This window comes from Cryobacterium sp. Hz7 (assembly GCF_004402815.1).
Lineage (GTDB): Bacteria > Actinomycetota > Actinomycetes > Actinomycetales > Microbacteriaceae > Cryobacterium > Cryobacterium sandaracinum.
On sequence record NZ_SOFB01000048.1, the window covers coordinates 88,024 to 111,528 of the forward strand.

Here is a 23,505-nt window from a genome sequence, read left to right on the forward strand (position 1 = left end):
CCGAGCTTACTCGGACTAATATCGCAGTCATGTGTGGAATCGTTGGTTACGTCGGAGATAACAAGAGCGTTCAGGTCCTGATGGGAGGTCTGCGGCGACTCGAGTACCGGGGGTACGACTCCGCGGGGATCGCTGTCATCGACAGCGAGGGTGCTCTCAATACCGCTAAGCGAGCGGGCAAGCTGGCCGTTCTGGCCGCCGAGCTTGAGGCGAACCCGATCAATAATGGGAACACCGGGATCGGACACACTCGGTGGGCCACCCACGGGGCGCCGAATGACGTGAATGCGCACCCGCACCTGGGTGACAACGGCAAGCTGGCCCTTATTCACAACGGAATTATTGAAAACTTCTCCGTGCTCAAGGACGAACTCCTCGCCGAGGGATTCACCTTCGAGAGTGAGACCGACACCGAGGTCGCCGCGATCCTGCTTGGCCGGGAATACCAGCGCGTCGGCGACCTGGGCGAAGCGTTCCGCGCTGTCGTCTCCCGCCTCGACGGTGCCTTCACCCTGCTCGCCGTCCACCAAGACCAGCCCGGCATCGTCGTCGGCGCCCGCCGCAACTCCCCGCTCGTGATCGGCCTGGGCGACGGAGAGAACTTCCTCGGCTCCGACGTCGCCGCTTTCGTCGAGTACACCCGCCGCGCGGTCGCCATCGGCCAGGACCAGATCGTCACGATCACGCCGGACCTCGTCACCGTGACCGACTTCGACGGCAACGCCGTCGAAGTGGAAGAGTTCGACATCGCCTGGGATGCCTCCGCGTCCGAGAAGGGCGGCTGGTCCAGCTTCATGGCCAAGGAGGTCTCCGAGCAGCCGGATGCCGTGCGCAACACCCTGCGCGGGCGCATCCATGAGGGCCAGGCCGTCGTTCCCGAGCTGACCGAATTCGGAGACGACGTGCTCGCCGGCATCCGTCGCATCGTGGTCGTCGCCTGCGGCACCGCGGCGAACGCCGGCTACGTCGCCAAGTACGCCATCGAGAAGTGGACCCGGGTTCCGGTCGACATCGAACTCAGCCACGAGTTCCGTTACCGCGACCCGGTGCTGAACCCCGAGACCCTGGTCATCTCGATCAGCCAGTCCGGCGAAACCATGGACACGCTGATGGCGGTCAAGTTCGCCCGGGAAGCGGGCGCGAAGGCCATCTCGATCTGCAACACGCAGGGTGCCACCATCCCCCGCGAGTCGGACGCCGTCATCTACACCCACGCCGGCCCGGAGGTCGCCGTGGCCTCAACCAAGGGCTTCACTGCCCAGATCGCCGCCCTCTACCTCTTCGGCCTGCATTTGGCCCGGGTGCGCGGCAGCCTCAGCGAAGCCGAGTGCGCCGTGCAGATCGCCGAGCTCCAGGCCATCCCGGACAAGCTGGCGACCACGCTGCTGCAGGAGTCGACCGTGCACGAGCTGGCCACCTGGATGGCCGACACGCGTGCCGTGCTCTTCCTCGGCCGCCACGTGGGCTTCCCGATTGCGCTCGAGGGTGCGCTCAAGCTCAAGGAGCTCGCGTACATCCACGCGGAGGGCTTCGCCGCCGGTGAGCTCAAGCACGGCCCGATCGCGCTGATCGAGCCCGGCCAGCCGGTCTTCGTCGTCGTGCCGAGCCCACGCGGCTCCGCGCACCTGCACCCCAAGGTGGTCTCGAACATCCAGGAGATCCGAGCCCGCGGCGCGCGCATCATCGCGATCGCCGAAGAAGGGGATGTCGCGGTGCTGCCGTTCGCGGACACCGTCATCCGCATCCCGCTGGCCTCGCCGCTGTTCGAACCGCTCCTCGCGGTCGTGCCGCTGCAGATTTTCGCCATGGAACTCGCCACGGTGAAGGGCCTCGACGTCGACCAGCCGCGCAACCTGGCGAAGTCCGTCACGGTCGAGTAGCGCCAGTCCTCGAGTCGGAGTAGCCGGAGGGTGCAGCACAGGGTGCAAGGGTTGACCGGATGATCCGGGGCATCGGGGTCGACATCGTCGACCTCGCTCGCTTCGAACGGCAGGTCTTGCGCACGCCTGGGCTTATTCCGCGGCTTTTCACGGAAGCCGAGCGCGGGTTGCCGATGCACTCCTTGGCCGCGCGCTTCGCGGCCAAGGAGGCACTGATCAAAGCGCTCGGCGACAGTGCCGGTGCCAGCTGGCAGGAGATGGACGTCGTGACCGACGCGCACGGCAACCCGGGATTCGTGCTTCACGGGGCTACCGCGGCGGCACTGACGGCCCGCGGCATTGACACAGTGCACTTGACCATGACTCACGACGCCGGGGTGGCCTGTGCGTTCGTGGTCGCGGAGGGCGGGGCATGACCGGATACCGCGAGGCCGTCGTCGACCTGGGCGCGGTCTACGCCAACGTCGCGCACCTCAGGCAAGTGGCCGGCACCCCGCACCTGATGGCCGTCGTCAAGGCGAACGCCTACGGCCATGGGGCAGTGCCGGTCGCCCGCACCGCGCTCGCCGCGGGCGCCGACTGGCTCGGGGTGGCCGACGTCGACGAGGCGCTCGAGCTGCGGGCCGCCGGCATCGACGCGCCCGTCCTGGCCTGGCTGCACGATCCGGATGCGGATTTCACCGTCGCCATCACCCGGAGCATCACCCTCGGGCTGTCCTCGGCGCGGCAGCTGCGCCAGGTCGCCGAGGCCGCCGCCGCTCTCGGTCGCGTGGCCGACGTGCACCTCAAGCTCGAGACCGGGCTCAACCGCAACGGCGTGAACGAACCGGACTGGGCCGAGACGTTCGCTCTGGCGGCCCAGCTCGAGCAGGCCGGCCGCCTGACCGTGACCGGCATTTTCAGCCACTTGTCGAATGCGTCCCCGGTCGACGACGCCGAGGCGATCGAGCGCTTCGAACGCGGTGTCGCTCTCGCCGCCGACACCGGGCTGGCCCCGTCTCTGATCCACCTGGCGTCCACCGCGGCGGCGCTGCGCGTGCCGGCCGCCCGCTTCTCGATGGTGCGGGTGGGCATCGGCATCTACGGTCTGTCGCCGTTCGCGGACCAGACGTCGCGGGATTTGGGCCTCACCCCGGCGATGACGCTGCGGGGGCGCGTCGCCGCCGTGCGCCGCGTGGCTGCGGGGGCCGGGGTGTCCTACGACTACCTGTGGCGGGCACCGGTCGACGGCTACCTCGCCCTCGTGCCACTCGGCTACGCGGACGGCGTGCCCCGCCAGGCCTCCGGAACCGCGTGGGTCGACATCTCTGGACACTCGCATCCGCTGGTCGGGCGCATCGCGATGGATCAGTTCGTCGTCAGCGTCGGCCAGGAACGCGTGACGGTCGGCGACGAGGTCGTACTGTTCGGCAACCCGGAGACCGGTGTGCCGAGCGCGACCGACTGGGCCGACGCCGCCGGCACCATCAACTACGAGATCGTTACCCGGATCGGCCGCCGGGTTACCCGCAGCTACCGGAACGCGGTCGACGGCGCGGCGGGCGGCACGCGGCCCGGCGGCGGCGTTCGGCCCGGCGGCGGTTCGCGCTGATGCGCGCCGTCATCCCCGACGCCGACAGCATGCACGAGTTCGGCCGCACGGTCGCGGGGCTGCTGCAGGCCGGCGACCTGATCGTGCTGACCGGGCCCCTCGGCGCCGGAAAGACGACCTTCACCCGCGGCCTGGGGGAGGGTCTGCAGGTGCGCGGCTCGGTCACCAGCCCCACCTTCGTGCTGGCCCGCACCCACCCCAGCACGATCGGCGGACCCCCGCTCGTGCACGTCGACGCCTACCGGCTCGGAAGCGCCCTCGAGCTGGATGACCTCGACATCGATTTCGTTCGGTCGATCGTCGTGGTCGAGTGGGGTCGCGGGATGCTCAACGGTATCGCCGACTCCTGGCTCGATATCGAGATCGAACGGCCCGTCGGGGCCTCGCAGGCGGCCGCATCCGTCGTCGCCGACGAGGCCGAGGTGCTTGACCTCGACGAGCCGCGCACGGTCACGGTCACCCCGCACGGCCCCCGCTGGCCGAACGAATTCGACGGAGATTTTGCTCCTACGGGCCCATAGTGGGCCCGATCCGGCTCCAGAGCCCAAAATCTCCGTCGAATTCGTTCAGGGCGGCCGACGAGCAGGCTTGGCGGAGCAGGATCGGCAGCACAGCCCGTCGGCGGCACAGCGCATTAGCGGCACAGCGCATCGGACACAGCGAATAGGCTGGTGAGGTGCTTCTCGCCATCGATACTTCCGCCGGAACGAGCGTCGCGGTCGTGGATCTCGCCCGAGGCGTCATCGCCGAACACGCCACCGACGACACTATGCGCCACGCCGAGGTGGTCGGCCGCCTGATCGCCGACTGCCTCAGCGACGCGGCCGTGCCGATCAGCGGCCTCTCCGCGGTGGTCGGCGGCATGGGTCCCGGCCCCTTCACCGGTCTCCGTGTGGGCATCGCCGCCGCGCGGGTCTTCGCGCTGGGCGCCGGGGTGCCCTTCGTGCCCGTCGTCAGCCACGATGCGCTCGCCTTCGGCCGCTACCAGGCCGGCCACACCGGCCCGCTCGTCGTCGTCACCGACGCCCGTCGCCGCGAGGTGAACTGGTCCGTGTACAGCGGGGCGGATGCCGTGGGTCTCCCGATCCGGGTCGACGGTCCTGGTGTGGCCCGGCCAGCCGTGCTGCGGGAGCCCGGCTGGGCGCACGCTGGGGTGCCCCGCTTCGACGCGGTCGCCGTGTCTGCCGGGGAGCTGGGGCAGGTTGCCGAGCTGATGTGGGCCCACCAGCGCCCGTTCGCCGCCGATACGGCGCTCTACCTGCGCTCGCCGGATGTCACCGTGTCCAACGGCCCGAAACGGGTGAGTTGATAATGTGGCAGCTGCGGCGCGCCCGAGCCGCCGATGTGGACGCCATCATGGCGCTTGAGACCCGTATCTTCGTCAACGACGCGTGGTCCGCCGAGGCGATGGCCCAGGACGTGGTCAACCCGAACTGCTACTACCTGGTGGCCTTCCTCCCCGATGAGCCCGACCGGATCGAGGGCTACGCCGGGCTGCAGGCCCTGCAGGGAGCGCGCGAGGGCGACATTCAGACCATCGCGGTCACCCAAGAGGCCCGCGGCCACGGCCTCGGCCGAACCCTGATGCTCAGCCTGATCGCCGAGGCCCGGAAGCGGGGCGTGCGCGAGGTGTTCCTCGAGGTGCGCGCCGACAACCCGCCGGCCCAGGAACTCTACCGCCGACTCGGCTTCGAGGAGTTGGGCATCCGCCCTGGCTACTACCAGCCCGACAACGTCGACGCGATCGTGATGCGACTGCACGTGCCTGACGCCGAGATGCAGATGACACCGGCAGAGGCCGCACTGGAGGCCACCGAATGACCGCCCTGAACGCGCAGACCACCCTGAACGCGATGACCGCGCAGAACCGCGCCAACCCGCTCGTGCTCGGCATCGAGACCTCCTGCGACGAGACCGGAATCGGAATCGTGCGCGGAACCACCCTGCTCTCCAACACGATCGCGTCGTCGATGGACGAACACGCCCGCTACGGCGGAGTCGTGCCGGAGGTGGCCGCGCGCGCACACCTTGAGGAGCTCGTTCCGGCGATCCGGGCGGCCGCGCTGGAGGCCGGCATCCGTTTGGAGGACATCGATGCGGTGGCCGTGACCTGCGGCCCCGGTCTGGCCGGCGCGCTCATGGTCGGGGTCGGCGCGGCCAAGGCACTCGCCATCTCGCTCGGCAAACCGATCTACGCGGTCAACCACCTCGTCGGTCACGTCGGGGCCGATGTGCTTCGACTCGGCGCAGACGACTCCACGAAGCCGCTGGAATACCCCACCGTTGCGCTCCTCGTCAGCGGCGGTCACACCTCACTGCTGCTGGTGCGCGATCTGGTCTCCGACGTCGAACTGCTCGGCGAGACCATCGACGACGCGGCCGGCGAGGCCTTCGACAAGGTGGCCCGCCTGCTCGGCCTGCCCTACCCGGGCGGACCCCAGATCGACCGGGCCGCGCGGGAAGGCAATCCCGCCGCCATCCGTTTCCCCCGCGGTCTCAGCCAGCCCAAGGACATGGCGAAACACCGGTACGACTTCTCGTTCTCCGGGCTCAAGACCTCGGTCGCGCGCTGGGTCGAGCAGAGACGCGACGCGGATGAGTCGGTGCCGCTGGCCGACGTGGCCGCCAGTTTCCGAGAGGCGGTCGTCGACATCCTCCTGACCAAGTCAGTCGCGGCCTGCGTCGACCTCGGTGTGCCGAGGCTCCTGCTCGGGGGCGGCGTGATCGCCAACGCCCGGCTGCGTCAGGTGGCCCAGGAGCGCACGGATGCCGCCGGCATCGCCCTGCGCATCCCGCCTCTGTCGCTCTGCACCGACAACGGTGCCATGATCGCGGCCCTCGGGGCGCAGCTGATCATGGCCGGACATGCGCCTTCGTCACTGGAGTTCGGGGCGGACTCCACCCTTCCGGTCTCCGAGATCCAGGTCTGAAACCCCCTCCCACCGGTATTTCGCCACCGGACGGGTATTCTGGCTTCGGCAGGCGACGTTTGTTCGTGCGATCAACACCTTGTCCGACTGGGAGCCAGATTGGCAGCTCAGATGCACCATTCCCGAAGGAGCAATCGACATGACCGACCCCAACGAGCCGCCGGTTAACCCGCCCAAGTTCCAGCCGCCGGCGGCGCAGGCCGCTCCGGCCTACGCCCAGCCGGGCTACCCCCAGTCCTACGCGCCGCAGGGCCCGTCCGAGAAGTACAACGTGCTGTCCATTGTGTCGCTCGTGACCTCGGTGCTCGGGATCTCCCTGGTCGGCATCATCACCGGCCACATCAGTCTGAGCCAGATCGGGAAGACTGGAGAAAAGGGACGGGGACTCGCGATTGCCGGCCTCATTGTCGGCTACGCCGGCCTGGCGGCTCAGCTCCTGGCCGTCGTCCTGCTGATCCCGTTGATGATCGCGATCGCGAACGACCCGACCCTGCTCAATACCTACTGACCCGGTGGCCACGGGCAGAAATTCCGCGCGTCGATGACCCGTGACCCGATATGCAATTAGCGACGCCACCCCGTTGTCCGGAAAGGAATGAATTCGCATGAGCGATTCCAACAACCCCAGCAACTCTGACGTGCCCCGCGTGCCTGACGTGCCCCAGGTGCCCGGCGTGCCGGAGGTGCCTGACGTGCCGCAGGTCCCCGATATCCCGCGCGACGAGCAGGGGGCGTCCGCCGCCCCGCCGGCGTACAACGGCCCGACCCCGCCGGCCTCCGTCCCGCCCGCCTACGGCGCCGCGACCCCGCCGCCCGGCTACGGCACCCCGGCGGTGACCCAGGCGCCTGCCCATGGCGACGCGTATTCGTCGCCCTTCGGTGCGGTCGCCGCGAAGCAGCCGATTTTCAGCATCTTGGCGCTGGTCGCCGGCGTTATCGGCGTGCTCGGCTCGCCGATCGTGTTCCTCCCGATTGTGGGTGGCATCCTTGGACTGTTCATCCCCGCCGCCGCGGTCGTCCTGGGCTTCCTCGGTAAGTCGAAGGAGCCGCAGGCGAGGGGCTTCTGGCTGACCGGGCTGATCACGGGGTTCATCGGCGTCGGTCTGGCACTGGTCAGTATCGTGATCTGGTCTGTCTTCTTCGCCACCATCCCCACCTCGTCGTACTGAGCGGAAGATAGCAGCGGGGATGGTTGGGGAGGAACGGGACTGGTCCCGCAACGATGACTTCCGGGTCGACCTCACCCGGCCTCCGGCGCCCGCTCCGGGGGAGCTGGACTACGCGTCGACCATCACAGCCCCTACCGAATGGGTGCCGTACGTCTACACCGACAGCGAGCTGACCGCGCAGGCAGGCCAGGGCGGGCTGTCCATCGCATCGCTCGTCTTCGGGCTGCTGGGGCTGCTGATCGCGGTCTTCGGCGTCTGGGGTGCGGCGCTCTCCCTGGCCGCGGTCGTGCTGGCCGTGATGGCCCGCGTGACCGAGCGCCGTGCCAGCACCGCGTGGGCCTACGGGCTGTGGACCGGGCTGGCCGGGCTGGTCCTCGCGGTCGGGTGGGTGTTGATCGTCACACAGGTGCTGACGGTCGTGCCCGGCTGAGCCATGCTGTCCTTCGCCGCTGGCCTCAGTCGAGTGGCGGAATCCGCTCCACCAGCAGAGCCACCCGGTGGCCGGCGGCCCGGGTGAGCACGAGCGTCGCCGACTCGGGGCCTTTGAGCTTCAGTCGGGTGCGCAGGGTGGCCGGGTCGACGTCCACGCCGCGTTTCTTGATCTCGAGAGTGCCGATGCGGCGTTCTTGTAGGCCCAGCCGCAGCTTCTTCTCGTCGACCGGCAGCACCTCGAGCACCCGGAATGCGGTGGCGAAGGGCGTGCGTTGCAGGGTCTCGGAGGTGAGGTACGCGATCCCCTCGCTCAGCATCGACGCGTCGAGCGACCGGGCCAGGTCCCCGATCAGACGGGCACGGATGATCGCGCCGTCCGGCTCGTACAGGTAGTCGCCCAGCACTCCCACCGGGGCATCCGTGCTGTCGTGGGGCGCGGTCAGTTCGTGGATCCCGGTCCGGCCGAGCAGCAGGGCGGAGCGACGAATGCCGGCGCGCGCCAGTGCTCCGAACCACAGCCCCATCTCCACGAGCTTGCCGTCCACGGAGACCCACTGAGACTCGGCCTCCGCGGGGATCAGCTCGCGGTCGTGGCCCGGCCCGAGCTTGACGCCGACGGGCATCCGCTCACTGAGACCGAAGACAAAATCGAGGTGCGGGGAGTAGTCCTCCGGCCGGGTCAGGCGCGAGGTGTTGGAGTGCCCGGCGGTGCGCCGGGCCGGGTCGAGCCAGGCGGCGTCGAAGCCGGCCAGATCGACGTCTTCCGCGGACGAGTGCAGCACGCTCGCGTTCTCGAACGGAGCCAGGTTGTAGCTGGCGACGGTCGCGGTCACCTCGTCGGCGTCCACCCCCGTCACCGTGAGGTCCATGGCGGCCAGGGCCATGGCGTCGCCTCCGATGCCGCAGCCGAGGTCGACGACCCGGTTCAGGGACGCGCCCGCGAAGCGGCCGGCGTGCAGCGCCGCCACCCGCAGCCGGGTGGCCTGCTCGAGGCCGGCCTCCGTAAACAGCATGCGGCCGGCGAACTCGCCGAACTTGGGCACGGCCCTGGCTCGGAGCCGGGACTGGCTGAGCACCGCGGTGACCAGCTCGGGGCTGTGTCCGGCCTTGCGGAGTTCGCTCACCACCCGCACGACGTCGGCGGCCGCGTCGTACGGCGGCAACGAGTCCAGCAGGCGCAAACCGCCCGGCGATAACAGCTCGACGAGCTCTGAGCGTTCCATCGTGTAAACCTATCAACACGACGCATCTGGCACTCACGTTGCGTGAGTGCCAGATGCGCCCTAAACTCGTCTTGGCACTCTCGCTGTGAGTCTGCTAACTATGTCTTAGCTAAGAAAGAGGTCAACCGTGTCGGTCTCCATCAAGCCGCTCGAGGATCGCATCGTCATCAAGCAGGTCGACGCAGAGCAGACCACCGCATCAGGTCTGGTCATTCCTGACACCGCCAAGGAAAAGCCCCAGGAGGGCGAAGTTGTCGCAGTCGGCCCCGGCCGCATTGACGACAACGGCAACCGCATTCCACTCGACGTCGCCGTCGGCGACAAGGTGATCTACTCCAAGTACGGTGGAACCGAAGTCAAGTTCGGTGGTGAGGACCTCCTCGTCCTGTCGGCCCGCGACGTGCTCGCAGTCGTCGTTCGCTAGCCACACCCACGCAACGATAGAATCCCGGATGGCCCTGGCCATCCGGGATTCGTCGTTAAGAAAGGTCCGCTGTGGCGCAAGACCCTCTTCCACCCGGGAAAATCCGCGCGGCCCGCCCGGCGCGGTCGGAGCAGAGCAAGGGACTGATCTACGCGGTCCTCGCCTACACCCTCTGGGGCACGCTGCCGCTCTACTTTCTGCTCCTCGCGCCCAGTGGTGCCTTCGAGATCGTGGCCTGGCGGGTTCTCTTCTCCCTGGTGTTCTGCGCACTGCTGATCACGGTCACGCGCAAGTGGAAGTCCTTCCTCGCGCTGCTGCGGAGGCCTCGCATCGTGTTCACCATGGGTCTGGCCGGCCTGCTGATCTTCGTCAACTGGCAGACCTACGTCTTCGCCGCCCTCAGCGGCCACGTGGTCGAGGCAGCCCTCGGCTACTTCATCAACCCGATCGTGACCGTGTTCCTCGGCGTCATTCTGCTGCGCGAGAGGCTGCGCCTGCTGCAGTGGGTGGCCGTGGGAATCAGCCTCGGGGCCGTCGTCGTGCTCACCGTCGGCTACGGCTCGCTGCCGTGGGTGTCGCTCATCCTCGCGTTCTCGTTCGGATTCTACGGATTGATCAAGAAAAGGGTCGGCCGCGACGTCGATGCCGTCGCCGGACTCACCCTCGAAACGGTCTGGCTCGCACCCATCGCCGTGGTGCAGCTGATCGTGGTGGCCTCTGTCTCCGGTCTCACCTTCGGAAGCGTGTCCATCTGGCATACCGTGGGGCTGCTGGCAGCAGGTGTTGTGACCGCTGTGCCGCTGTTGTTCTTCGCCGCCGCGGCCCGGCGCCTGCCTCTGACATACATGGGTCTGATCCAGTACTTCGCTCCGATCCTGCAGTTCCTGGTCGGCGTCTTCGTGCTGCTCGAGCCCATGCCGCCCGAGCGCTGGGTCGGTTTCGCACTGGTCTGGGTGGCGCTGGTCGTTCTCACGACCGACATGGTCCTCACCGGACGCGCGCCCCGGCGTGCGTCCCTTGAACCGGTCTGAGCCCCGCTACGCTCGGGGACGCACCTCGTATGTGAAAGGACACCGGATGCGCACTGCGTCGACTTCCCTGCCCGTCATCCTCGTCGGGGCGCTCGCCTGCGTGCTCCTGCTGTCCGGATGTAGGGCTGAGGTCGCGCCGCCCGCAGTCGAGCCCGCTGCCGCCGCGTCCGTCGTGGTGGCTCCGTCCGGTGACGGGACCGTGCGCCTCGGAACTCTGTTCCCCATGACGGGCCCGGCGGCGGCCAGTGGTGCGGCACAGGTGGCCGGCTCCGAACTGGCCGCCCGGGAGATCACCGAGCAGGGCCGAATTCTCGGGACTCCGATCGAGATCATCCACCGCGACTCCGCCGTCGACCCGGCGACGTCGCTGACCGACTTGTTGGCTCGTGGCGTCGACGTCGTGCTGTGGGACGCCACCGTTCCGATGCCGGGCGATCTGGCCGCCGCCGTCGCGGCGGCGCCGGTGGTACTGCTGTGGCTCGGCGACTTCGCGAACGGAGGCACGCCGCTGGCCGCCAGTGACGGCTTCGCTGCGCGCCTGCGCACCCTCGATCCAGGGCTGGTCGACACTGCCGGCGGCGGTGAAGCCTATGACGGAGTCGTCCTGAGCGCCCTGGCCGCAGCACGGGCCGGAGACGACGGTGCGGCGTCGATCAGGCCCGCTCTCGACCAGGTCAGTACCGGGGCGTTCGCCTGCGCATCCTGGGGAGAATGTGCGGCCGCGCTGGCTGATGCGCAACAGATCGCTTATCAGGGCGTCACCGGCCGCCGATCGTAACGATTTGGTCTGCGTTACACGGATGTAACCCGGTTGCCTTGTTTCGCGCGATTCCTGTCAATAATGTGACAGAACGGCAGTCAATCGACCGCTGTCATTTCTCATTCCTAGTCCCAAGGAGCAACATGAGCGTATTCGCGAAGGCCTCGGCCTCCCGCTCAGTTCGGGCAGTCGTCACTGGAGTCGCCTTGGTCGGCGTCAGTGCACTTCTGCTCACCGGCTGCAGCAGCAACACCACTGAGCCGGCTGCATCGGAAGCCCCCGCCGCGAGCGGAGACGCCCAGGCCATCACGGCCGGCGACCGTGACCTGACCCTGAAGGTCGGCACCATCCTTCCCCAGAGTGGCGCCCTGGCCTTCCTCGGCCCGCCCGAAGAGGCCGGCGTCGCCCTGGCCGTCAAGGACATCAACGACGCGAACCTCGGATTGACCGTTGAGGCCATCTTCCGTGACTCCGGCGACACCACGACGGACACCGCGACCGGTTCGGTGACCGACCTTCTCTCGCAGAAGGTTTCCGCCATCATCGGCGCGGCATCCTCCGGCGTCTCCAAGACCGTGATCGACCAGATCACCGGCGCGGGCGTCGTGCAGTTCTCCCCGGCCAACACCTCGGCGGACTTCACGAAGTACGCCGACAAGGACCTCTACTGGCGCACCGCCCCGTCCGACCTGCTGCAGGGTGAAGTCCTGGGCACCCAGATCGCCGACGACGGCAACAGCACCCTCGGCCTGATCGTGCTCAACGACTCTTACGGCACCGGCCTGGCCGAGTCCACGACGACCGCCTTCGAGGCTGCGGGCGGCGAGGTTGTCGCCACGTCCCTGTTCAACGAGGGTGACTCCAACTTCGCCGCTCAGATCTCCGAAGTGACCGCCGCCAACCCCGACGCGATCGCCCTGATCACGTTCGACCAGGCCAAGGTCATCACCCCCGCACTGGTCGGCTCCGGCTTCCCCGGTGGCAACCTGTACTTCGTGGACGGCAACCTGTCCGACTACAGCAAGGACTTCGACGCCGGCATCATCACCGGTGCCAAGGGCACGCTGCCCGGCCTCGACGTAGGAACCCTCGGCGACTTCACCGATCGTCTCAAGGAGATCGACCCCACCCTGACCGACTTCAGCTACGCGGCAGAATCTTACGACGCCGTCATGCTCGTCGCGCTGGCCGCCTACGCGGCCAACGACGTCTCAGGTGAGGCCATCTCCAAGCACCTCCGCCAGGTCTCTGGGGGAACCGGCGACGGCACCACGGTCTCCGACTTCACCGCGGCGGCTAAAGCCCTCGCGGCCGGCGACCAGGTCGACTACGAGGGCTTCTCCGGCCCGGTCACGTTCGATGAGAACGGCGACCCGACCGAGGCAACCATCGGCGTCTACGAGTACCTCGAAGACAACACGTACAAGCGCATCAACTAGTCACGATTCGTCGCTGACCGGCATTCGATCTGGAAGGGCCCCGACTTCGGTCGGGGCCCTTCTTCGTGCGCCCGGTGACGGCCGTCACCCGGTGACGCCCCTCTCCCGGACACGATCGGCGTCACCGGACACGGAGCACCGGACACACGGAAGCGGCGCCCGAAGATCTCGGGCGCCGCTTCGTCGTGCGGGGCGTGCAGTCGGTGCTGGCGGCTCCGGCTAGTCGTCCTGGCCGAGGGTGCCGAGGTAGAGGCCGATCACCTTGGGATCGTTCAGCAGCTCGCGGCCGGTGCCCGTGTAGGCGTCACGGCCCTGGTCGAGCACGTAACCGCGGTCGCAGATCTGCAGGCACCGGCGCGCATTCTGCTCCACCATGATCGTGGTCACGCCGGCCTTGTTGATCTCCTTGACACGCAGGAACGCCTCGTCCTGGCGCACGGGGGAGAGGCCTGCGCTCGGCTCGTCGAGCAGCAGTACGTGCGGGCCCATCATCAGCGCCCGCGACATGGCCACCATCTGGCGTTCCCCGCCGGACAGCGATCCGGCGCGCTGCTGCAGACGCTTCCCGAGCTCCGGGAAGATCTCCGTGACGAACTCGAGGCGTTCGGTCAGGCCTTTCGGCTTCAGGAACATGCCCATCTCCAGGTTTTCCTGGATCGTGAGCGTGGGGAAGACGTTGTTCGTCTGGGGCACGAAACCGACGCCCTTGGCCACGAGCTTGTTCGCCTTGAGGTTGGTGATGTTCTCGCCGCGAAGCAGGATCTCACCCTCCCGGACCTTGACCTGGCCGAAGATCGACTTGAGCAGCGTGGACTTGCCGGCGCCGTTCGGGCCGATGATCCCGATCAGCTCGCCGTCGTAGGCGGTCAGGGAGCAGGCGTTGAGGATGTTGACGCCCGGCAGGTAGCCGGCCGTCACCGTCTTGACCTCGACGACGGGCTGCCCGGTGGGCGTGTAAGCCGGCGCGGCGGCAGGGCTGGTGTTCGTCAATCGAGCAACTCCTTAATGGCTTCCACACGTTCTGTTTCGGCGGCCGGATCCTCGCCGAGGTCCTCGTCGTGGTGCTGACCCAGGTAGGCGTCGATCACGGCGGGGTTACGCATCACCTCGTGCGGGTCGCCCTCGGCGACCACGCGGCCTTCGGCCATCACGATGACCCAGTCGGCGATGTGGCGCACCATATGCATGTCGTGTTCGACGAACAGAACCGTCATGCCCTCCGCCTTCAGGTTGAGGATGTGGTCCAGTAGCGACTGCGTCAGTGCCGGGTTCACCCCGGCCATCGGCTCGTCGAGCATCACCAGGCTCGGCTCGCTCATCAGCGCCCGTGCCATCTCGAGCAGCTTGCGCTGCCCGCCGGAGAGGCTTGCGGCGTAGTCGTCCTTCTTGGTGTCGAGCTTGAACCGTTCGAGGATATCGAGGGCCTGCACCCTGTTCGCCTCCTCCTGTTTGGCCCAGAAGAAGGGGAAGATCGCCCGGAACAGGTTCTCGCCGGCCTGGCCCTTGGCGCCGAGCAGCATGTTGTCCATGACGGTCAGCAGGCCGAGCGCCTTGGTGAGCTGGAAAGTGCGCACCTGGCCCATCCGGGCCACCTTGAACGCGGGCATCCCCGACAGGGGGCGACCTTCGAAGGTCCACGACCCGGTGTCAGGCTTGTCAAAGCCCGTCAGCAGGTTGAACAGGGTGGTCTTGCCGGCTCCGTTGGGCCCGATCAGCGCCGTGATGGCGCCGCGCGGGATCTCGACGTGGTCGACGTCGACGGCCTTGAGACCGCCGAAGGTTCGACTCACGCCGTCGGCAACCAGGATCGGGTCGCGCTTCTTGCAGCCCGGTTCGGCCTCGCCGATGTGCAGGTCGGTCGACTTGACCGGCTTGTTGCTGGGAACGGTGTTATTTGACAAAGGCCAACTCCTTCTTGTTTCCGAAGATGCCTTGCGGTCTGAAGATGACTATAAGCATGATCGCCACTCCGACCAGGATGAAGCGCAGCTGGCCGGCCTGAATGCTGGTGATGAAAGGGATCCAGCCTGCCTCCACCGCTCGGGCGATGAACCCGGAGAAGAAGGAGAGCAGAACCCAGAAGACCATCGAGCCGATGACCGGCCCGAGAATCGTCGACGCGCCGCCGAGCAGGAGGATCGCGTAGATGAAGAACGTCAGGGACGTCTGATAATTCGAGGGCACCACCGCACGGGGAAGCACAAAGATCATTCCGGCGATCGTGCCGAACACGCCACCGAGAATCAGAGACTGCATCTTGTAGGAGTAGACGTTCTTGCCGAGCGCGCGCACAGCATCCTCGTCTTCACGGATTCCCTTGATCACGCGACCCCACGGGCTGCGCATGATCTGCCAGGTGAACAGGCAGGCGAGGGCCACGATCGACCAGGCCACGATGCGCAGCCACCAGTCGTACTCGTTGTACTCGAAGGGGCCGAAGCCGTAGCGCCCCTCCGGGATCGGGTTGAGGCCGGCGAAACCGCCCTTGTAGCCGCTCAGGCCGTTCGCGGAACCCGTGATGGACTGGAACGTGTTCGTCGTGAACAGGAGGCGCACGATCTCGGCCGCCGCGATCGTCACGATCGCGAGGTAGTCCGCGCGCAGGCGGAGCGTCGGGATGCCCAGGACCAGGGCGAAAACGACGGATGCGCCGACCCCCACCAGCACGGCACCCCAGACGGGGAAACCGAAGCTGAGGGTGGAGATGGCGAACCCGTAGGCTCCGAGGGCCATGAAGCCGGCCTGGCCGAAGTTCAGGAGGCCGGTGTATCCGAAGTGGATCGCCAGCCCGAGAGCCGCGAGGGCGTAGGCGGCGGTGGTCGGGCTGATCAGCTCGACGGCTGCGTTGCTAAAGATTGCTCCCCAGTCGATCATCGGATGCCCTTCTAGCCAATTCTCTCTTTGCGACCCAGGATGCCTTGCGGCCGAAGCAGCAGCACCAGGATCAACACGACAAGTGCACCGACGTATTTAAGGTCGGAGGGAAGCAACAGCGTCGACAGTTCGACGAACAGGCCGACGATGATCGAACCGATCAGGGCGCCGAAAGCGGTGCCAAGACCGCCGAGGGTCACGGCCGCGAAGACGAGCAGCAGGATCTGGAAACCCATATCCCAGCTGACGCCCGGTCGGAAGTAGGCCCACAGAATTCCGCTGAGGCCGGCGAGGGCCCCACCGAGCACCCAGACGATCCGGATGACGCCGTCGACGTCGATCCCGCTGGCCGAGGCCAGGCTGGGATTGTCGGAGACCGCGCGGGTGGCCTTGCCGATGCGGGTGCGCAACAGGAAGTAGGAAACGGCCAACAGCACCACGATGCTGATGCCCATGCTGGCCACGTCGATCATCGAGAGCCGGATCGGACCCAGCTGCATGTCGGCGAGGCCGGATCCCGGAAGCTGGCTCGTTCCGCCGCCGACGAAGATCTGGAACAGGTAGCGCAGGGCGAGCGAGAGGCCGATGCTCACGATCATCAGTGGGATCAGACCGACGCCCTTGCGGCGCAGCGGCTTCCAGATCACCGCGTCCAGGCTCCAGCCGAAGCCCGCGCTCAGCGCGACGGCGATGATGATCGCCAGCCAGATCGGCAGGCCGAGCGTGACCGAGAAGAGGAGGGACATCAGCGCGCCGAAGGTGATCATCTCCGCATGCGCGAAGTTGCTCAGCCCGGTGGTGCCGAAGATCAGGGACAGCCCGATCGCGGCGAGGGCCAGGAGCAGACCGAAGTTCAGCCCGTTGACGAACCGATTGATGAACTGGTCAAAGAAGCTCACCGTCGTGCGCGTGCCCTCACCGAGGAAGAAGTTGACCGACTTCACCTTCGTGAGCGCGAATTCCGCCTCGATCACGCTGCCGCCCTTGGCGACGACGACGCCCTCGGGGAGGGTCTCCTCATCGAGGGTGACGGTGTAGGCGGCCTTCTCGGGCACGCCGACCTTCCACTTGCCGTCGGCACCCGTTTCCACGGATGCTTCATAGCCGGCCCCCTCGACGGTGATCAGCACATTGTCGAGCGGTTTCTGGTCGAACTGCACATTGCCGGTGAGTACGAACTCGTACTGATCGGTTCCGACCTCATCGGCATGAGCCGGACTGGCCGAGACGGTGGCGAATGTGGACATAGTCAGGGCTGCGAAGAGCAGGCCGAAAAAGATCACCAGCATTCTGGGTGAGAATCTGCGAACAGCTTCAGGGGAATTCACTGCACCTCCATGGCGGCACCGTTGGGTCTGTGACCGAGCGTGCCCCGGGTCTCACCTACCAACATCTTTGTTGACAGTAAGTGAAGATTATGTCGCATATGTTCCGACGACGGCCGACACTCCCTAGATTCTCTGCTGAGGAATGCGCAGAGCGCAACGTCGCTTAACATTGAGAAGCCGGTAATCGAGTTGGATGGCCGCGTTTTCTCCACTTTCCTGCATTGTTAAAAGGGGTTTCATGGATCAGCCAGATCCGTTCGGTTTCACCGGGCTTACGTACGACGACGTCCTTCTTCTTCCGGGGCACACCGACGTCATTCCCAGTGAAGCCGGGACAATGTCTCGGTTGACGCGCCGGATCAGCGTGGCCACGCCGCTGCTGTCCAGCGCGATGGACACCGTCACCGAGACCCGGATGGCCATCGCGATGGCCCGTGAGGGTGGCCTCGGCGTGCTGCACCGCAACCTCTCGATCGCGGACCAGGCCGAGCAGGTCGACCTCGTCAAACGCAGCGAATCCGGCATGATTACCAATCCGGTAACAACTTCGCCCGACGCCACCGTTGCGGAGGTCGACGCCCTCTGCGGGCAGTACCGGATCAGCGGTCTTCCCGTCGTCGACGCCGACGGCGTGCTCGTGGGCATCATCACAAACCGGGACATGCGGTTCGTCTCCACCACCAAAAAGCACACGACCCGGGTGCGCGAGGTGATGACGACGGCACCGCTGATCACGGGCAAGGTCGGCATGGCCCCGATGGACGCCGTCGCCATCTTCGCCACCCACAAGATCGAGAAGCTTCCCCTCGTGGACGACCACGGCCGCCTGACGGGCCTGATCACGGTCAAGGACTTCGACAAGAGCGAGGAATACCCCTTCGCCACCAAGGACGATGCCGGACGACTGCGCGTCGGCGCGGCTATCGGCTTCTTCGGCGACGCCTGGCAGCGCGCCACCGCACTTCTCGAGGCAGGCGTCGACGTGCTCGTGGTCGACACCGCCAACGGCGACAGCGCCGGGGTGCTCGAGATCATCCGTCGCCTGAAGTCCGACCCTGCCTTCGAGGAGGTCGACGTGATTGGCGGCAACGTGGCCACCCGCTCCGGCGCCCAGGCCCTCATCGACGCCGGCGCCGACGCGATCAAGGTCGGGGTCGGCCCCGGCTCGATCTGCACCACCCGCATCGTCGCCGGCGTCGGCGTGCCGCAGATCACCGCCGTCTACCAGGCGTCGCTCGCGGCCCGGGAGACCGGCATCCCGGTCATCGCCGACGGCGGGCTGCAGTATTCCGGCGACATCGCCAAGGCACTGGTCGCCGGCGCGGACACCGTCATGCTCGGCTCCCTGCTCGCCGGCTGTGACGAGAGCCCCGGCGAGCTCGTCTTCGTCAACGGCAAGCAGTTCAAGACCTACCGCGGCATGGGCTCGCTCGGCGCGCTGCAGAGCCGTGGCACGAAGACCTCCTACTCCAAGGACCGCTACTTCCAGTCGGATGTCCCCTCCGACGACAAACTCATCCCGGAAGGCATCGAGGGCCAGGTCCCGTATCGCGGACCGGTATCCGCCGTGGCCTACCAGCTGATCGGCGGCCTGCGCCAGTCCATGTTCTACGTGGGCGCGCGCACGATCGACGAGCTCAAACAGAAAGGTAAGTTCGTTCGGATCACGTCCGCCGGGCTCAAGGAGTCGCACCCGCACGACGTGCAGATCGTGGTCGAGGCGCCCAACTACCGCCGCTGACAGTACTCGAGGGCGACTAGGCGGCCGCGGCCAGCCGGGAGACCGCTTCCGCGAGCACCTCAGGTGAACACCCGAAGTTGAGACGCGCGAAGCCCCGGCCCGGTTCGCCGAACATCGGGCCGGGGCTGAGCGCGACCCGGGCCTGCTCGAGTGCGACCAGCGCCGGGTCGTCACCCCAGCCGAGGCTCCGCAGGTCAAGCCAGGCCAGGTAGCCGGCCCCTGGCTGCCGGTAGCCGACCCCGGGCAGTTGCGCGTCGAGCAGCGCGGCGAGCTCGTGCCGATTGTCGTCGAGGGCCGCGATCACCCCGTCCAGCCACGGCTCCCCGTCGCGGAACGCCGCGATGCCGGCGATCAGCCCGAACTGGCTTGTGCGCCAGGACACCTCCTGGGGCAGGGCGGCGAGCTCGGCGCGCATCCGTTCGCCGGCGGTGACGAGAAGCGCGCATTTGAGGCCGGCCAGGTTCCAGGCCTTGCTCGCGCTCGTCACGCAGACGCCGTGGTCGGCGGCCTCGGTGGAGACCGTGAGGTAGGGCGTGAAAGCGGCGTCGGTGTAGGTCAGCGGGGCGTGGACCTCGTCGCTGACGACCGTGACGCCGTAATGGGCGGCGAGCTCGGACAGCGCCGTAAGGTCCTGGACGGTGTGCGGATGCCCGATCGGGTTGTGCGGGTTGCAGAGCAGCACGCAGCGCACGCCCGATCGGAAGGCGCGCTCGAGGCCGTCCAGGTCGAGGGTCCAGCCGGTCTGACCGGCGAGGAGTGGCACGGCGTGCGGCACCCCGCCGGCCTCGGGCACGAGGTCGAAGAACGGCGGGTAGACCGGGGGAGTGATCACAACCCGGTCGCCGGGCCTGATCAGCATTCGCAGGGTCTCCACGATGGCCACGCTGACATCTGTCGTCGTGGTCACCTGCTCCGGGTCGACCTGCCAGCCCCAGCGGCGACCGGCGAACCCCGCGAAGGCCGCGCCAAGCCCGTTGACCGGTGCGACATACCCGGTGTCGCTGCGCCGCACCGCCGCTGTCAACGCGTCCCGGATAGGTTCGGCGAGCGGAAAGTCGGACTCGGCGACGAAGAGCGGCAGCACATCGGCGGGAAAACTGCGCCATTTCATGCTGGTGCGCTCGCGCAGGAAGGACAGAGGGTCGGCGGTGACGTCCATCACCTCAGGATGCACCCCGCGGCATCCGTCGTCGAGGAGCGCCGCGGCACCTAAACTGAAATCATGGAAATCGAGATCGGCCGCTCCAAGCGCGCCCGCCGCGTGTACGCCTTCGACGACATCGCGATTGTGCCCAGCCGGCGCACCCGCGACCCGGAGGATGTGTCGGTCGACTGGACCATCGACGCGTATCAATTCTCGATCCCGTTCCTCGCGGCGCCGATGGACTCCGTGGTCTCCCCGCAGACGGCCATCATGATGGGTCAGCTCGGCGGCGTCGGCGTGCTCGACCTCGAGGGCCTCTGGACCCGCTATGACAACCCCGAGCCGCTCCTCGCCGAGATCCGCGAGCTGCCCGCCGACCGGGCCACCGCGCGCATGCAGGAGATGTACTCCGAGCCGATCAAGCCTGAGCTCGTCACCGCCCGCCTCGCGGAGATCCGCGCGGCCGGCGTGACTGTGGCCGGCGCCCTGTCGCCGCAGCGCACGCAGGAATTGTACGAGACCGTCGTCGCCGCCGGCGTCGACCTGTTCGTCATCCGCGGAACCACCGTTTCTGCCGAGCACGTCTCGCAGAACCAGGAACCCCTCAACCTCAAGAAGTTCATCTACGAACTCGACGTACCCGTGATCGTGGGCGGGGCGGCGACCTACACCGCGGCCCTGCACCTCATGCGCACGGGTGCGGCCGGCGTGCTCGTCGGCTTCGGCGGCGGCGCGGCCTCGACCACGCGCGCCTCCCTCGGCATCCACGCGCCCATGGCCACGGCCGTGGCCGATGTCGCCGGTGCCCGTCGGGACTACATGGACGAGTCCGGTGGACGCTACGTGCACGTCATCGCTGACGGCGGCCTCAACACCTCCGGCGACATCGTCAAGGCCATCGCCTGCGGCGCCGACGCCGTCATGCTCGGCACCGCGCTGGCCCGGGCGACGGATGCCCCCGGCGGCGGCTTCCACTGGGGTGCCGAGGTGCACCACTCGAAGCTGCCCCGCGGCAAGCGGGTCGAGGTGGGCGCCCTGGCGCCGCTCGAGACCATCCTGTATGGCCCGACGCCGATCGCCGACGGCACCGCGAACCTCGTCGGCGCGCTGCGCCGGTCGATGGCGACCACCGGTTACTCCGACCTGAAGGAATTCCAGCGCGTCGAGGTGGTCGTCGCCCCGTACCGGGGGAATTAGACGGTTGTCGCGCCGCACCGAGTGAACTAGCGTCGGTATGAATTAGCGTCAGGTAAGCACCACACCATCCGGAATGGGAGTGAGCACATGGCACCAGGTAATTCGGCGTCGCGATCCACGAAACTGGGTCCGGAGGAACGAGCTGCGGCCCTCGAACGGCTGAAGGGCAAAGAGCTCGACATCCTCGTGGTCGGCGGCGGCATCGTCGGCACCGGAGCCGCCCTGGACGCGGTCACCCGCGGCCTGAGCGTGGGAATCCTCGAGGCCAGGGACTGGGCGTCGGGAACGTCGAGCCGGTCGTCCAAGCTGGTGCACGGCGGCATCCGCTACCTGGAACAGGCCGACTTCCGGTTGGTGCGCGAGGCTCTGACGGAGCGTGGCCTGCTCCTGCAGCGCATCGCCCCGCACCTGGTGAAGCCGGTGCGGTTCCTGTACCCGCTCAGGAAGCGCGTCACCGAGCGCTTCTACGTGGGCGCCGGCATGCTCCTCTACGACCTGTTTTCATATACCGGCGGGCGCGCCCCCGGTGTGCCGCACCACCGCCACCTGTCCAAGCGGCAGGTGAAGGGGCTTCTGCCCAGCCTGAACACCGACACGATCGTCGGCGGCATCACCTACTACGACGGGCAGGTCGACGACGCGCTCTACGTGGCCTCGCTCGTGCGCACCGCGTCGTTCTACGGGGCGCACGCGGCCAGCCGGGTGCGGGTCGAAGGATTCATCAAGGTGGGTGAGCGGGTGGTCGGCGTGCACGCCCACGACCTGCAGACCGATGAACGGTTCGAGGTGCGGGCCCGGCAGGTCGTGAACGCCACCGGGGTCTGGACCGACGACACGCAGCGCATGGTCGGCGAACGCGGCACGTTCAAGGTGCGCGCGTCGAAAGGCATCCACCTGGTCGTGCCCCGGGACCGGTTCCAGTCGGCCATGGGGCTGCTGCTGCGCACCGAGAAGAGCGTCCTGTTCGTGATCCCCTGGGGACGACACTGGCTGATCGGCACGACCGACACGGACTGGCATCTGGACAAGGCGCACCCGGCCGCCACCGCCGCCGACATCGACTACCTGCTCGAACACGTGAACGCCGTGCTCCGGGTGCCGCTGACCCGGGAGGACGTCGAGGGAGTCTACGCCGGCCTGCGGCCGCTCCTGGCCGGGGAGTCGGAGAGCACCTCGAAGCTGTCCCGCGAACACCTCGTCGGACACTCCGTGCCCGGCCTGGTGGTGATCGCGGGCGGAAAGTGGACCACGTACCGGGTGATGGCGAAGGATGCGATCGATGCGGCCGTCGACGCCTTCGACGAACGGGTCCCGGCCTCCACCACGGCGGAGATCCCGCTGCTCGGCGCCGAGGGCTACCAGGCCGCCTGGAACAAGCGCGGCCGGATCGCGCGGGCGTTCGGCCTGCACACCGTCCGCGTCGAGCACCTGCTGAACCGCTACGGCACCCTGACCGACGAGCTTCTCGACCTGATCCGCAAGACCCCGTCACTGGCGGACCCGCTGCCGGGGGCCGACGACTACATCGAGGCGGAGGTCGTGTACGCGGCCACGCATCTGGGCGCCCTGCACCTCGAGGACGTGCTGGCTCGCCGCACTCGCATCTCGATCGAGGCCTGGGACCGCGGCGTCTCGGCGGCGCCCGTGGCCGCGCGGCTGATGGCCGGGGTGCTCGGCTGGGACGAAGCCCGGGAGACGCGCGAAGTGGGCACCTACCTCAAGCGGGTGGCGGCGGAACGCGCGTCGCAGCAGCAGCCCGACGATGAGTCCGCCGACCGCGTGCGGCTCGAGGCTCCGGACATCGCCGCCACGAAATAGGAGCGAGCCTCTCCTGCCGCCACCCTCGCCCGGCGTCCACTCCCTGCCTCCGCTTGTCCGCTCGCACCCCGCCGGTGCGTGAACGAATTCGACGGAGATTCTGCCCTGTGGGGCCTGAAAAATGCCCGACAGCGCCGTTCAGAGCCAAATCTCCGTCGAATTGGTTGGGCCGGCCGAGCGCACGCGTGTGGCCAACTCAGGACATCCGTCGCCTGGGCTGCCCGCCCGACACGGACCAGAGCAGAACTCGTGCGGGTGCCCGGGCCCGGCCGGACGGATCTCCTGCGTTAGCCGCAACACCGAGCGGATGTGCCGCAGCGCCTTTGTGGTTCGGGCATCCGCCAGACACTCAGCCCCAGCCCGTACCAATTCGACGGAGATTTTGGCCCGTGCGGGGCAGAAAGCGCCCGACAGCGCCGTTCAGAGCCAAATCTCCGTCGAATTGGTGAGAGCAGTGGGCGGCGCGGCGGCGCGGCGGCGGGCGGCGGGCTGCGGGGCTGCGGGGCCGCGGGGCTGGCGGCGCG

23 protein-coding genes are annotated in these 23,505 nt (G+C 67.7%); 17 read left to right on the top strand and 6 right to left on the bottom strand.

Annotation, left to right across the window (positions count from 1 at the left end; translation table 11 throughout):
- Positions 1–29 precede the first annotated feature (29 nt).
- The 10 genes from glmS to E3N86_RS10215 all read left to right on the top strand — a co-directional run bounded on the left by glmS (position 30) and on the right by E3N86_RS10215 (position 8,000).
- Positions 30–1,880 carry a glutamine--fructose-6-phosphate transaminase (isomerizing) gene (glmS, locus tag E3N86_RS10170; RefSeq protein ID WP_104100936.1) on the top strand — a complete coding sequence of 617 codons (1,851 nt, stop codon included), beginning with the start codon at positions 30–32 and terminating at the stop codon, positions 1,878–1,880.
- 59 nt (positions 1,881–1,939) lie between these two features.
- A complete protein-coding gene (locus E3N86_RS10175; protein ID WP_104100935.1) occupies positions 1,940–2,296 on the top strand; it encodes a holo-ACP synthase in 357 nt (118 codons plus the stop codon).
- Positions 2,293–3,471 (top strand): alanine racemase, encoded by a 1,179-nt coding sequence (gene alr / locus E3N86_RS10180; protein ID WP_134373339.1) that lies wholly within the window; start codon positions 2,293–2,295, stop codon positions 3,469–3,471. Before E3N86_RS10175 ends, alr begins: the two co-directional genes overlap by 4 nt.
- Positions 3,471–3,992 (top strand): tRNA (adenosine(37)-N6)-threonylcarbamoyltransferase complex ATPase subunit type 1 TsaE, encoded by a 522-nt coding sequence (tsaE, locus tag E3N86_RS10185; protein WP_104100933.1) that lies wholly within the window; start codon positions 3,471–3,473, stop codon positions 3,990–3,992. Before alr ends, tsaE begins: the two co-directional genes overlap by 1 nt.
- Before the next feature lie 155 nt (positions 3,993–4,147).
- Positions 4,148–4,780 (top strand): tRNA (adenosine(37)-N6)-threonylcarbamoyltransferase complex dimerization subunit type 1 TsaB, encoded by a 633-nt coding sequence (gene tsaB, locus E3N86_RS10190; protein ID WP_134373341.1) that lies wholly within the window; start codon positions 4,148–4,150, stop codon positions 4,778–4,780.
- 47 nt (positions 4,781–4,827) lie between these two features.
- Positions 4,828–5,292, top strand: a complete 465-nt coding sequence (gene rimI, locus E3N86_RS10195) for a ribosomal protein S18-alanine N-acetyltransferase (protein WP_241986014.1) — start codon at positions 4,828–4,830, stop codon at positions 5,290–5,292.
- On the top strand, positions 5,289–6,401 hold the full coding sequence (gene tsaD / locus E3N86_RS10200; protein ID WP_134511900.1) for a tRNA (adenosine(37)-N6)-threonylcarbamoyltransferase complex transferase subunit TsaD: 1,113 nt from the start codon (positions 5,289–5,291) through the stop codon (positions 6,399–6,401). The genes rimI and tsaD overlap by 4 nt, the downstream gene beginning before the upstream one ends.
- Before the next feature lie 139 nt (positions 6,402–6,540).
- Positions 6,541–6,909, top strand: coding sequence for a DUF4190 domain-containing protein (locus tag E3N86_RS16850; protein ID WP_166785071.1), 369 nt, complete (start codon positions 6,541–6,543; stop codon positions 6,907–6,909).
- Between the two features lie 97 nt (positions 6,910–7,006).
- Positions 7,007–7,570, top strand: coding sequence for a DUF4190 domain-containing protein (locus tag E3N86_RS10210; protein WP_134511901.1), 564 nt, complete (start codon positions 7,007–7,009; stop codon positions 7,568–7,570).
- A 19-nt stretch (positions 7,571–7,589) separates the two neighbouring features.
- Entirely contained in the window at positions 7,590–8,000 is a 411-nt protein-coding gene (locus tag E3N86_RS10215; protein ID WP_134511902.1) for a DUF4190 domain-containing protein, read from the top strand.
- 25 nt (positions 8,001–8,025) lie between these two features.
- On the opposite strand, the gene E3N86_RS10220 is transcribed toward E3N86_RS10215, so the two are convergent.
- Entirely contained in the window at positions 8,026–9,225 is a 1,200-nt protein-coding gene (locus tag E3N86_RS10220) for a methyltransferase domain-containing protein (protein ID WP_134511903.1), read from the bottom strand.
- A 127-nt stretch (positions 9,226–9,352) separates the two neighbouring features.
- Here E3N86_RS10220 and groES point away from each other — a divergent pair, with 127 nt between their 5' ends.
- From groES to E3N86_RS10240, 4 genes are all read left to right on the top strand, one after another.
- Positions 9,353–9,649: a co-chaperone GroES gene (gene groES, locus E3N86_RS10225; RefSeq protein ID WP_066597535.1), complete on the top strand. Its 297-nt coding sequence runs from the start codon at positions 9,353–9,355 to the stop codon at positions 9,647–9,649.
- Between the two features lie 101 nt (positions 9,650–9,750).
- Entirely contained in the window at positions 9,751–10,680 is a 930-nt protein-coding gene (rarD, locus tag E3N86_RS10230; protein WP_134342991.1) for an EamA family transporter RarD, read from the top strand.
- A 46-nt stretch (positions 10,681–10,726) separates the two neighbouring features.
- Entirely contained in the window at positions 10,727–11,458 is a 732-nt protein-coding gene (locus E3N86_RS10235) for an ABC transporter substrate-binding protein (RefSeq protein ID WP_134511904.1), read from the top strand.
- Positions 11,459–11,583: 125 nt separating this feature from the next.
- Positions 11,584–12,879, top strand: coding sequence for an ABC transporter substrate-binding protein (locus E3N86_RS10240; protein WP_104100924.1), 1,296 nt, complete (start codon positions 11,584–11,586; stop codon positions 12,877–12,879).
- Between the two features lie 219 nt (positions 12,880–13,098).
- Here the strand turns inward: E3N86_RS10240 and E3N86_RS10245 are convergent, their stop codons facing one another.
- From E3N86_RS10245 to E3N86_RS10260, 4 genes are read right to left on the bottom strand one after another with little or no spacing between them, the layout of a single operon-like run.
- Positions 13,099–13,869, bottom strand: a complete 771-nt coding sequence (locus tag E3N86_RS10245; RefSeq protein WP_104171787.1) for an ABC transporter ATP-binding protein — start codon at positions 13,867–13,869, stop codon at positions 13,099–13,101.
- Positions 13,866–14,780, bottom strand: a complete 915-nt coding sequence (locus E3N86_RS10250) for an ABC transporter ATP-binding protein (protein ID WP_104100922.1) — start codon at positions 14,778–14,780, stop codon at positions 13,866–13,868. Before E3N86_RS10250 ends, E3N86_RS10245 begins: the two co-directional genes overlap by 4 nt.
- Positions 14,770–15,750: a branched-chain amino acid ABC transporter permease gene (locus E3N86_RS10255; RefSeq protein WP_104101024.1), complete on the bottom strand. Its 981-nt coding sequence runs from the start codon at positions 15,748–15,750 to the stop codon at positions 14,770–14,772. Before E3N86_RS10255 ends, E3N86_RS10250 begins: the two co-directional genes overlap by 11 nt.
- A gap of 14 nt (positions 15,751–15,764) precedes the next feature.
- The gene (locus E3N86_RS10260; protein WP_134373349.1) at positions 15,765–17,042 is read right to left on the bottom strand and encodes a branched-chain amino acid ABC transporter permease; all 1,278 of its coding nucleotides are present in this window, start codon (positions 17,040–17,042) and stop codon (positions 15,765–15,767) included.
- 277 nt (positions 17,043–17,319) lie between these two features.
- On the opposite strand from E3N86_RS10260, the gene guaB reads away from it, so the two are divergent.
- On the top strand, positions 17,320–18,822 hold the full coding sequence (gene guaB / locus E3N86_RS10265) for an IMP dehydrogenase (protein WP_134373351.1): 1,503 nt from the start codon (positions 17,320–17,322) through the stop codon (positions 18,820–18,822).
- A gap of 16 nt (positions 18,823–18,838) precedes the next feature.
- Here the strand turns inward: guaB and E3N86_RS10270 are convergent, their stop codons facing one another.
- The gene (locus E3N86_RS10270; RefSeq protein WP_134342992.1) at positions 18,839–19,981 is read right to left on the bottom strand and encodes a MalY/PatB family protein; all 1,143 of its coding nucleotides are present in this window, start codon (positions 19,979–19,981) and stop codon (positions 18,839–18,841) included.
- Between the two features lie 63 nt (positions 19,982–20,044).
- On the opposite strand from E3N86_RS10270, the gene E3N86_RS10275 reads away from it, so the two are divergent.
- Positions 20,045–21,163, top strand: a complete 1,119-nt coding sequence (locus E3N86_RS10275; RefSeq protein ID WP_104100918.1) for a GuaB3 family IMP dehydrogenase-related protein — start codon at positions 20,045–20,047, stop codon at positions 21,161–21,163.
- Between the two features lie 87 nt (positions 21,164–21,250).
- On the top strand, positions 21,251–22,981 hold the full coding sequence (locus tag E3N86_RS10280) for a glycerol-3-phosphate dehydrogenase/oxidase (protein ID WP_104100917.1): 1,731 nt from the start codon (positions 21,251–21,253) through the stop codon (positions 22,979–22,981).
- Positions 22,982–23,505: the final 524 nt, after the last annotated feature.

What these genes read in the sequence shown, in the direction of transcription:
- E3N86_RS10260 (WP_134373349.1), bottom strand. Translation starts at nt 17,042, where the DNA reads ATGCTGGTGATCTTTTTCGGCCTGCTCTTCGCAGCCCTGACTATGTCC.
- tsaE (WP_104100933.1), top strand. Translation starts at nt 3,471, where the DNA reads ATGCGCGCCGTCATCCCCGACGCCGACAGCATGCACGAGTTCGGCCGC.
- tsaD (WP_134511900.1), top strand. Translation starts at nt 5,289, where the DNA reads ATGACCGCCCTGAACGCGCAGACCACCCTGAACGCGATGACCGCGCAG.
- E3N86_RS10210 (WP_134511901.1), top strand. Translation starts at nt 7,007, where the DNA reads ATGAGCGATTCCAACAACCCCAGCAACTCTGACGTGCCCCGCGTGCCT.
- E3N86_RS10275 (WP_104100918.1), top strand. Translation starts at nt 20,045, where the DNA reads ATGGAAATCGAGATCGGCCGCTCCAAGCGCGCCCGCCGCGTGTACGCC.
- E3N86_RS10175 (WP_104100935.1), top strand. Translation starts at nt 1,940, where the DNA reads ATGATCCGGGGCATCGGGGTCGACATCGTCGACCTCGCTCGCTTCGAA.
- E3N86_RS10240 (WP_104100924.1), top strand. Translation starts at nt 11,584, where the DNA reads ATGAGCGTATTCGCGAAGGCCTCGGCCTCCCGCTCAGTTCGGGCAGTC.
- glmS (WP_104100936.1), top strand. Translation starts at nt 30, where the DNA reads ATGTGTGGAATCGTTGGTTACGTCGGAGATAACAAGAGCGTTCAGGTC.
- E3N86_RS16850 (WP_166785071.1), top strand. Translation starts at nt 6,541, where the DNA reads ATGACCGACCCCAACGAGCCGCCGGTTAACCCGCCCAAGTTCCAGCCG.
- guaB (WP_134373351.1), top strand. Translation starts at nt 17,320, where the DNA reads ATGGATCAGCCAGATCCGTTCGGTTTCACCGGGCTTACGTACGACGAC.
- E3N86_RS10270 (WP_134342992.1), bottom strand. Translation starts at nt 19,981, where the DNA reads ATGGACGTCACCGCCGACCCTCTGTCCTTCCTGCGCGAGCGCACCAGC.
- alr (WP_134373339.1), top strand. Translation starts at nt 2,293, where the DNA reads ATGACCGGATACCGCGAGGCCGTCGTCGACCTGGGCGCGGTCTACGCC.
- E3N86_RS10220 (WP_134511903.1), bottom strand. Translation starts at nt 9,225, where the DNA reads ATGGAACGCTCAGAGCTCGTCGAGCTGTTATCGCCGGGCGGTTTGCGC.
- E3N86_RS10280 (WP_104100917.1), top strand. Translation starts at nt 21,251, where the DNA reads ATGGCACCAGGTAATTCGGCGTCGCGATCCACGAAACTGGGTCCGGAG.
- E3N86_RS10235 (WP_134511904.1), top strand. Translation starts at nt 10,727, where the DNA reads ATGCGCACTGCGTCGACTTCCCTGCCCGTCATCCTCGTCGGGGCGCTC.
- rimI (WP_241986014.1), top strand. Translation starts at nt 4,828, where the DNA reads ATGGCGCTTGAGACCCGTATCTTCGTCAACGACGCGTGGTCCGCCGAG.
- E3N86_RS10215 (WP_134511902.1), top strand. Translation starts at nt 7,590, where the DNA reads ATGGTTGGGGAGGAACGGGACTGGTCCCGCAACGATGACTTCCGGGTC.